This window comes from Streptomyces sp. NPDC020875 (assembly GCF_040641415.1).
Lineage (GTDB): Bacteria > Actinomycetota > Actinomycetes > Streptomycetales > Streptomycetaceae > Streptomyces.
This window is the reverse complement of sequence record NZ_JBFADP010000110.1, coordinates 1-9,225: the sequence shown is the minus strand read 5'-3', so window position 1 is coordinate 9,225 and position 9,225 is coordinate 1. Positions and strand designations below refer to the sequence as shown.

The 9,225-nt window shown below is 71.7% G+C and carries 7 protein-coding genes and 1 pseudogene; 5 read left to right on the top strand and 3 right to left on the bottom strand.

The window, feature by feature from the left end:
• Positions 1–157 precede the first annotated feature (157 nt).
• Positions 158–751, bottom strand: a complete 594-nt coding sequence (locus AB0G74_RS33775; RefSeq protein ID WP_361154398.1) for a hypothetical protein — start codon at positions 749–751, stop codon at positions 158–160.
• A 186-nt stretch (positions 752–937) separates the two neighbouring features.
• On the opposite strand from AB0G74_RS33775, the gene AB0G74_RS33770 reads away from it, so the two are divergent.
• The 4 genes from AB0G74_RS33770 to AB0G74_RS33755 all read left to right on the top strand — a co-directional run bounded on the left by AB0G74_RS33770 (position 938) and on the right by AB0G74_RS33755 (position 6,415).
• Positions 938–1,723: a TSUP family transporter gene (locus AB0G74_RS33770; RefSeq protein ID WP_361154396.1), complete on the top strand. Its 786-nt coding sequence runs from the start codon at positions 938–940 to the stop codon at positions 1,721–1,723.
• Positions 1,724–1,864: 141 nt separating this feature from the next.
• Positions 1,865–2,542: an isochorismatase family protein gene (locus AB0G74_RS33765; protein WP_361154394.1), complete on the top strand. Its 678-nt coding sequence runs from the start codon at positions 1,865–1,867 to the stop codon at positions 2,540–2,542.
• 108 nt (positions 2,543–2,650) lie between these two features.
• Entirely contained in the window at positions 2,651–5,944 is a 3,294-nt protein-coding gene (locus AB0G74_RS33760; RefSeq protein WP_361154392.1) for a hypothetical protein, read from the top strand.
• A 33-nt stretch (positions 5,945–5,977) separates the two neighbouring features.
• The gene (locus AB0G74_RS33755) at positions 5,978–6,415 is read left to right on the top strand and encodes a YchJ family protein (RefSeq protein ID WP_361154389.1); all 438 of its coding nucleotides are present in this window, start codon (positions 5,978–5,980) and stop codon (positions 6,413–6,415) included.
• Between the two features lie 81 nt (positions 6,416–6,496).
• Here the strand turns inward: AB0G74_RS33755 and AB0G74_RS33750 are convergent, their stop codons facing one another.
• A complete protein-coding gene (locus AB0G74_RS33750; protein ID WP_361154386.1) occupies positions 6,497–6,754 on the bottom strand; it encodes a hypothetical protein in 258 nt (85 codons plus the stop codon).
• A gap of 204 nt (positions 6,755–6,958) precedes the next feature.
• On the bottom strand, positions 6,959–8,032 hold the full coding sequence (locus tag AB0G74_RS33745; RefSeq protein ID WP_361154383.1) for an ATP-dependent DNA ligase: 1,074 nt from the start codon (positions 8,030–8,032) through the stop codon (positions 6,959–6,961).
• Positions 8,033–8,094: 62 nt separating this feature from the next.
• Between AB0G74_RS33745 and ligD the strand changes: the two are divergent.
• Positions 8,095–9,099, top strand: a pseudogene (gene ligD, locus AB0G74_RS33740) (non-homologous end-joining DNA ligase); the annotation flags it as partial.
• Between the last annotated feature and the right edge of the window lie 126 nt (positions 9,100–9,225).

Below are 9,225 nucleotides of genomic sequence, written 5' to 3'. Positions count from 1 at the left end.
CCGCCATATCCCCTTCCCACGGCTGTTAACCCGCGTAATCCCCGTCCTCCGTAAACTATCACGGGCGGGGGGGCCCAGGCCCGCACGCCGTTCATCGTTTCCGGGTGTCCCGGTTCCGGGCTTGTGCCCTTCGCCGGATCAGGGCGCCCGCCGAGACTCAGTCCCGGTCGTCGTCCGGGGCGAACAAGTAGCGGCCGAGCATCCCGCCGGCCTCGGCCAGCACCCCCGGATCGCCCGCCGGGTCCTCCCGGAAGGCCAGATCCAGCAGATTGCTCGCCACCTGCACCGCGAGCCCCACCCGACGGCGCGACTCCTCGTCGTCCGGCATCCCGTACTCCCGGACCAGCACCCGGTGTGCCAGCTCCGCGATCGCCTCGTCCGTACGGCGCGCCTCGTCCTTGAGCGCCGCCATCCGAGGCCCCACGAACCACACCTGGTGATAGCCCGGATACCGCCGGAAGCGCTCCGCGTACGCGTCGAGCAGCAAGGTGATCAACTGCCGGGGCCGCTCCGGCAGCGGGCCGTCGAGAATCCGCTCCGCGATCTCCACATCCTGCCGCAGCCACCGGCCGACCAGCGTCACGACGACCGCGTTCCGGTCCGGGAACAGCTCCCGCGCCACCGGCTCGGGCACCCCCGCCCCGGCCGCGATCCGCGGTATCCCCAGATCCTCGTAGCCGACCGACGCCAGCATCGTCGCGGCGGAGTTCAGGATCCGGTCGGACACCTCGCGGTACTGCTGCTCGTCCATGGGCGCCACCGTATCGACCGGGGCCGGAGATCCGCACCGGCGCGTCACCCGCGGCGCCGCCGGGCCCGGGGCCTTCAGGTGTTTCGCGCGGCCTCCCGCTCCGGCCCGCTCCGAACGGCTCCGATCCGCTCCGAGCTGGTGAGACCCGGTGCGATCCCGCCCGGCACGGCGATCTAGGGTCACCGCGTGCCCGATATATCGATGACCACCCTGATCGCCCTCGCCGTCGCCGCCGCGGCGGCGGGCTGGATCGACGCGGTCGTGGGCGGCGGCGGACTGCTGCTGCTCCCCGCCCTCCTCCTCGGTCTGCCGCAGGCCCCGGCCGCCCAGATCCTCGGCACCAACAAGGCCGTGGCCATCGTGGGCACCACGGGCGCCGCCGTCACCTATCTGCGCCGGGCCGCCGTCGACATCCGTACGGCCGTACGGATCGGACTGGCCGCGCTCGCCGGATCGACGCTCGGGGCCTTCTTCGCGGCGGGCATCAGCAGCTCCGTCCTGCGGCCCGTCATCATGGTCGTCCTGGTCGGCGTGGCCGCCTTCGTCCTGCTGCGCCCCGGTTTCGGAACCGCGGGAACGGAGCGGCCGACCGGGATCACCCGGGCCCGGATCCTCACCGCGATCGTCCTGGTCGGCGGCGGAATCGGCTTCTACGACGGCCTCGTCGGCCCCGGCACCGGCACGTTCCTGGTCCTTGCGCTCACCGCCGTACTCCATCTCGATCTGGTGGCCGCGTCCGCCACGGCGAAGGTGGTGAACGTCTGCACCAACGCGGGCGCGCTGGCGATGTTCGCCTACCAGGGCTCCGTCCTGTGGCAACTGGCCGCCGTGCTGGCCGTGTTCAATCTCGCCGGGGCGACCGTCGGGGCCCGGATGGCGCTGAGCAAGGGCAGCGGCTTCGTCCGGGGTGTGCTGCTGACGGTGGTCCTGGGCCTGGTGGCGAAGCTGGCGTTCGACCAGTGGGCGGGCTGACGGCGGACGGTCGCCGGGCGGTCCTCCGGGCCCTTCGCGGCAGCCGATTCCGGGCTGGTCGCCGGGTTGTCCACAGGCCCGGGAGCGATCCGGCGGGATCACGTACGGTGTGATCACCTTCGAGTACGAGGCGGTGTGAGCATGGTGGAATCGGTGAAGCCCGAGCTCTCCGGCGGCGGTGGGTTCGTCCGGGACGGCGTATGGCATTCGGTGCCCCGCAGAGCCGTGGCCACCGCCCCCGTCGACGCCTTGATCCTGGTGGACGTGCAGACCGCCTTCCTCTCCGGTCCCGAGGCCGTGCCCGGCGCCGGAGAGCTGGCCGGCCGGCTCACCCGCCTGCTGGAGCGGGCCCGCGCGGCGGGCGCCCTCGTGGTCCATCTCCGCAACGACGGGGAGCCGGGCGCCGTGGACGAGCCAGGCGCGCCGGGCTGGGAGTTGTATCTCCCGGTGATCGAGTCGGCCCGTGAGGTGGTGGTCGCCAAATCGTCCGACGACGGCTTCGACGGCACCGGCCTCGGGGACCTGGTCGACCGCCACGGGGTGCGGAGTGCCGTGATAGCGGGCGTGCTGTCGGAGATGTGTGTCAGCGCCACGGCCTTCGGCGCGACGGAGCACGGACTGCGCGTCGTCCTGCCCCATGACACCCACGCCACCTACGGGCTGGACGACATCCCGCCGTCCGTGGTCTCCCGCGTCGCCGAACACGCCCTGGGCTCCGACCCGGAGTTCGTGACGACGGCGGAGAACGTGCCGTTCACCAGCCCCGGGGCCGGTGACGAACCGCCCCGGAGCGACGGACGGCCGGAAGACGCGGCCTAGATCACAACAACGGTCCGGTAACCCCGGTGACCCCCTCGGGTCCCGTGGTAGACCGGACGCGGACAGGGCCGCCCGGACGAGGCGGCGGGGGAATGACGGGGGTTCGGGGTGCGGGGACGACGACAGCTCAACTACCGGGACGCGGTGGCGATCCTGACCGGTGACGGCGCCGGACTCGCCGCCGCCGACCGCGCGCTCGGGGGAGCGCTCTCCGTGGCGACCGGCGGCGTCAGCGACGCCGTGCTCAACCTGCTCGACGTCCAGGGACGTGTGCTGCGACTCGGCCGCGAGCTGACGTCCGAACTGCGCGGCGGACTCGACGACGCCGACCGGGCGACCCGTACGGAACGGATCGCCGCCGCCCACACCGTTCTGGTGATCACCGCCTGGTTCGAGGAACTCGGCGAGACCGAACTGCCCTTCCGGCTCCAGGACCTGGAGCTGACCGGCAGTGAACAGGTCGCGGTCACCGGCGGGGGCGGCTCCCCCGGACCCGACCTCTTCGGCGCCCTCGCCGACTTCCCGATCGGGCCGCCCGCGCCCCACCGGCCGTACGAGGAGAACCTCGGACAGGTCCGCGCCCACTACGGACACTTCTGGCGCGCCCTCGCCGACTTCGTCCGGGGCCTCGCGCTCTACGACGGCCTCGACGACACCGCCAGGACCCGGATCGCCCGGACCGACGACTCCCTCGCCGACCGGGCCGTCGACCGCTACCAGGAGCTGTACACCCAACTCGCCCAGGAGGTGCCCGAGTTCGGCTTCTGGTCCGGTCAGATCGAACACCAGGCCACCCGGGTCGCCGTCCGTCAGTCCCTCACCGGAATCGAGTCGACCCTCCACGGACTGACCGCCGCACAGGCCCCGCGCCACGCCGCCGCGTCCCTCGTCACCGGCTACCGAGCCGCCCTCGACCGCGCCATCCTCGCCGAGGGAAACGCCCCGGCCGGAGTCATGCTGCCCAGCCTCGGCGACGGCTACATCGACCCCGACTTCCGGCTCCGCGAAGTCGTCCCCGGAGCCGACGGCCCCGCCGACGAGAACTGGTGGAGCCCGGCGGACGTCCGCTCCGATCTGCCCGAATGCCTGGCCGGGCTGCTCACCCAGCCCCAATACACCCGGACCCCGCTCGTCGTCCTCGGCCAGCCCGGCGCGGGCAAATCCGTGCTCACGAAGATCCTCGCGGCCCGGCTGCCGCAGGCGGGCTATCTGCCGGTACGGATCCTGCTCCGCGAGGTCCCCGCCGACGCCGACGTCCAGGACCAGATCGAGTACGCAGTGCGCGCCGCCACCGGTGAGCGCGTCACCTGGCCCGAACTCGTCCGCGCCGCCGGGGACACCGTCCCCGTCCTCCTCTTCGACGGCTACGACGAACTCCTCCAGGCCACCGGCGTCAGCCAGTCCGACTTCCTCACCCGCGTCACGCGCTTCCAGGAACGCGAGGCCGACCAGGGCCGCCCGGTCTACGCGATCGTCACCAGCCGGACCGCCGTCGCCGACCGCCCCCGCTACCCGGAAGGCACGGTCGCCCTCCGCCTGGAACCCTTCACCGCCCGGCAGGTGGAACTCTGGCTCGGCTGGTGGAACCGGATCAACGCCGGATACCTCGCCGGACGCGGCCTCGCCCCGCTCCCCGCCGAGGTCGCGATACGGCATCCGGCCCTCGCCTCCCAGCCGCTGCTGCTGCTGATGCTCGCCCTCTACGACGGCACCGACAACGCCCTCCAGCGCGCGGCGGCCCCCGGCGTCGAGTTCGACGAGGCCGCGCTCTACGAGGAGCTGCTGACCTCCTTCGCCACCCGCGAGGTCATGAAGTCCAACCCGGGGCTGCCGAAGCGGGAGCTGGAGGCCCGGGCCGAGCAGGAGATCCAGCGGCTCTCCCTGATCTCCTTCGGCATGCTCAACCGCCGCCGCCAGTGGATCACCTCGCAGGAGGCCGAGGCGGATCTGTCGGCGATCCTGGGCCGTGAGGCCGCCGTCGCCGACGACTTCCAGAGCTCCCTCAGCCGGGGCGAGATCGCCCTCGGCCGGTTCTTCTTCGTCCAGCGCGCCCAGGCGTACCGCGACAACGAGCGGATGGTGACCTTCGAGTTCCTGCACGCCACCTTCGGCGAGTATCTCGTCGCCCGGCTCGCCGTCCAGCTCCTGGAATCGCTGCTCGGCCAGCGCCCGGCCCTCACCGTCGGCCGGACCCGGGTCGAGGACGATCTGCTGTACGTCGTGCTGTCGTACGCCACCCTCGCCTCCCGCCAGATCCTCCCCTTCGCCGCCGCCCGGATCGCCCGGATCCCCGAAGCCGACCGGGAGCGCCTCGGCGGACTGCTGCTCACCGTTCTCACCGACCACCGCACCAGAACCGAGCACGGCTACGCCGACTACCGCCCCGAGACCCGCGCCACGTCCTCCCGGCACGGCCTGTACTCGGCGAATATCGTCCTGCTGACCGTCCTGGTCACCGGTCGGCTGCTGGCGAGTCAGCTCTTCCCCGGCATGGAACACACCGCCGCCCTGTGGCACCGCCGGGCCCTGCTCTGGCGCGCCGCGTTCCGGGAGTCCGAGTGGACGGAGTTCGCCCTCGCCCTCTCCATCCGGCAGGCATGGCACGGCGAGCACCAGGACCTGGAGATCACCCCGGCCTTCGACGGCATAGCCCAGGAACCGATCCGGCTCGACTGGTACCAAGGCGTGCGGCTGAGCGCCGACGTCCCGGGCCGTACCGCCGACTGGGTCCGGTCGAGACCCGAGCAGATCCGCCACAAGATGGTGGTCTCCGGCGGCAAGAACGACTCCATCGTGCTGCACGCGGTGGATCCGTTCCTGAGCCTGCTGCCGGAGGCGGTCACGACCTTCACGGGCGGCCCGGACGGCGAGGTCAGCTCCGTCGCCCACCGGTTGACGAAGCTATGGCTGCTGAGCGGTACGGGCGCGGACGGCGAGACGCTGGCCGAGGCGTACTGGAACTGCCTCGCCTCGGTGAGCCGGGGCGGTGGGCTGCCGATGGAGAGCCGAAGGGCCCTCTCGGGGCTCCTCTACCGGCAACTGGAGCGCGACGCGGACCGGCTGCCGACCGAGACCATCCGCCGACTGGCCGAGATCGAGGTCTACGACTACCAGCGGACCGCCCGGCTGATGCTCCGGGCGGTGGAGGGCCACGGCGACGACCAGGAGTTCCGCGACGACGTCCGGAGCCAACTCCGCCATGCCGCGGCCCGGGACATCCCGGACCTGGTGGAGCTCTGCGATCTGCCGCTCGGCCACCAGGCCCGGCAACTGCTCCGGACCGTCGTCGCCGAGGCCCTGGAGACGGACCAGGCCGCCGCCAACGAAGGGTCCGATGTCATCGCCCGCGCCCGGCGCTTCCTCGCCGAGAATCCGCCGATATCCCGGGCCGCCGCCGATTAGTTTCCCGGTGGATCACGCGGGAGAATGGAGTCCATGGCCTCACGACCCGCCCGCGCCCGGCGCGCGCCCGCTCCCGAACGGCTCACCGCCGAGACGCCCTGTCCCTGCGGGCTGCCCGCCGCCTACGGGGAGTGCTGCGGGCGGTTCCACTCGGGTACGGCGGCGGCGCCCACCGCCGAGCTGCTGATGCGCTCCCGCTACACCGCGTTCGTCGCCGGAGACGTGCCGTATCTGCTGCGGACCTGGCACCCGGACACCCGGCCGCCGACGCTCGAACTCGACACCCGGATGGTCTGGGAGGGGCTGGAGATCACCGACACCACCGAGGGCAGCGCGTTCCACACCACGGGCACGGTCACCTTCCGGGCCCGTTACCGGCTGCGGGGGCAGCGCGGAGAGCTGCACGAGCGCAGTACCTTCGGCCGGGTCGACGGGGCATGGGTCTATATCGACGGCACCTTCATCGAGTAACCGCCGCAGCCCGGGTTACCGGAGCGACGAGCAGCGGAGTGATGCGAGTGACCCGGCGGTGACCGGGGTCCGTGACGGCTGTCAGTGGTGGCCGTCCGGCAGCACCATCAGCCGGGGGTTGTAGGCCGCCAGGACCTTGTTCGCCCGGGCCACCTCGGACAGCAGCCGCTCCCGGTCCGCCCAGGCGGGGCCGGGCAGCGGCGCGCGCAGCAGGCTCATCTCCCGCATCGCGCTGTCCGCCGCCATCTCGGCCGTCAGCACATGGGTGGGCATACAGGAGCCGATCAGAGCCGCGACACGGTCGGGAATCGGTACGGGAACGAGTGGTGACGCGGTCACGGTGTCCAGTCCTTCTCTTGCCCGGCGGTCGGAATCGACCGGAGCGACGGGGCCGTACGGGAGGTGCGCACCGCGGGGACTCGCCCGGGCCCGTGCCACCGGCCGCACCGGCGACATACCTTACGACAATGTGCACCGCACACCCGAATCGATCATCATACGACGTCGGGGAGTTGACGTCCCGAGTTGACCATTGACGGCGTGTCACACCCCGCCCGGTGCCGCCAGTACCTCGCCGAGGTCATAGCCCACCGGCTCCTCCAGCTGGGCATATGTGCAGCTCGCCGGGGTCCGGTCGGGGCGCCAGCGGCGGAACTGGGCCGTATGGCGGAATCGAGTGCCTTCCATATGGTCGTACGCCACCTCCGCGACCCGCTCCGGCCGCAGCGCCACCCAGGACAGGTCCTTCTTCCCGGTCCAGCGGCTCACCGCGCCCGGCAGCCGGGACGACTCATGGGCGCTCGCGTCCGCCCAGGCGGCCCAGGGATGGTCGTCGGTCGGGTCCATCCGCAGCGGCTCCAGCTCCGCCACCAGCTCGGCCCGGCGCTTCATCGGGAACGCGGCACAGACCCCGACGTGCTGGAGCGCGCCGGTGGCGTCATGGAGTCCGAGCAGCAGGGAGCCCACCACCGGGCCGCTCTTGTGGAAGCGGTATCCGGCGACGACGACATCGGCCGTCCGCTCGTGCTTGATCTTGAACATCAGCCTGGCGTCGGGCCGGTAGGGCAGGTCGAGCGGTTTGGCGACGACTCCGTCGAGGCCCGCGCCCTCGTACCGGTCGAACCAGGTCAGCGCCAGTTCCCGGTCCGTGGTGGCGGGCGCCAGATGGACCGGTGGCCGGGCGTCGCGCAGCGCCTCGGTGAGCAGGACCCGGCGCTCCGCCAGGGGAGTGTCGAGATGGGATTCGTCGCCGAGGGCGAGCAGATCGAAGGCGACGAAGGAGGCCGGGGTCCGCTCGGCGAGCATCCGGACCCGGGAGTCGGCGGGATGGATGCGTTCGGTGAGCCGGTCGAAGTCGAGTCGGCCACCGTGCACGATGACGATCTCGCCGTCGACCACACAGCGGTCCGGGAGTTCGGCCGCCAGCGCCGCCACCAGCTCGGGGAAGTAGCGGGTCAGGGGCTTGCCGGTCCGGGACCCGATGACGATCTCGTCGCCGTCCCGGTGGATCACGGCCCGGAAGCCGTCCCATTTGGCCTCGTACTGCATCTCGGGCGGGATGGTCTTCACGGACTTGGCCAGCATCGGCTTGACGGGCGGCATCACCGGGAGATCCATAGCAGGATTGTCGGGTATCACATGGAATGCGGCAAAAGTCGGCCCGGCATACCCTGACGGACATGGCCGGCCGAGCGATGGAACTGGAAGTGGGGGAGCGGACCGTCAAGGTCTCCAACCCCGACAAGATCTACTTTCCCGAGCGCGGATACACCAAGCTGGACATGGTCCGCTACTACCTGGCCGTCGGCGACGGCATCACCCGCGCCCTGCGCGACCGCCCGACGACCCTGGAGCGTTACCCCGACGGAGTGACGGGGGAGTCCTTCTTCCAGAAACGGGCCCCCAAATATCTGCCCGACTGGATCCCCACGGCCCACATCACCTTCCCCAGCGGCCGGTCCGCCGACGAGATGTGCCCCACCGAACCGGCGGCCGTCGTCTGGGCCGCCAATCTGGGCGCCGTCACCTTCCACCCCTGGCCGGTCCGGCGCGACGACACCGACCACCCCGACGAACTCCGGATCGACCTCGACCCCCAGCCCGGTACCGACTACGAGGACGCCGTCCGGGCCGCCCACGAGCTGCGGGACGTCCTCGACGGCGTGGGGCTGCGCGGCTGGCCCAAGACCTCCGGCGGGCGCGGGCTGCATGTCTTCGTCCCCATCACCCCCGACTGGACCTTCGTCCAGGTCCGCCGGGCGGCCATCGCCTGCGGCCGGCTGCTGGAGCGCCGGATGCCGGACCGCGTGACGATCAAATGGTGGAAGGAGGAGCGCGGCGAGCGGATCTTCGTCGACTACAACCAGACCGCCCGGGACCGGACCATCGCCTCCGCCTACTCCGTCCGCCCCCGTCCGCACGCCCCGGTCTCCGCGCCGCTGCGCTGGGACGAGATCGACGACGCCCGGCCGGAGGACTTCGACATCCGGACCATGCCCGTCCGCTATGCCGAGATCGGTGACGTCCACGCCGATATGGACGACCACCGGTTCGGTCTGGAAGAGCTGCTGGAGGTCGCGCGCAAGGACGAGGCCGACCACGGCCTGGGGGATCTGCCCTATCCGCCGGAGTATCCGAAGATGCCCGGCGAACCGAAGCGGGTCCAGCCCAGCCGGGCGAAGAAGCCGGAGAAACCGGATCAACCGGAGAAGCCGTCCCTCACCTTCCACGGCGGCGGCGACCCCGCCACCGCGGACGCCGTACTCGCCGAAGCCGAGCGGGCCGGGGCCCGGATCACCGTCCTGGCCGTC

Excerpts from the sequence above, each read along its gene's own strand:
- AB0G74_RS33745 (WP_361154383.1), bottom strand. The coding sequence starts at position 8,032 with ATGGATCTCCCGGTGATGCCGCCCGTCAAGCCGATGCTGGCCAAGTCC.
- AB0G74_RS33775 (WP_361154398.1), bottom strand. The coding sequence starts at position 751 with ATGGACGAGCAGCAGTACCGCGAGGTGTCCGACCGGATCCTGAACTCC.
- AB0G74_RS33755 (WP_361154389.1), top strand. The coding sequence starts at position 5,978 with ATGGCCTCACGACCCGCCCGCGCCCGGCGCGCGCCCGCTCCCGAACGG.
- AB0G74_RS33765 (WP_361154394.1), top strand. The coding sequence starts at position 1,865 with ATGGTGGAATCGGTGAAGCCCGAGCTCTCCGGCGGCGGTGGGTTCGTC.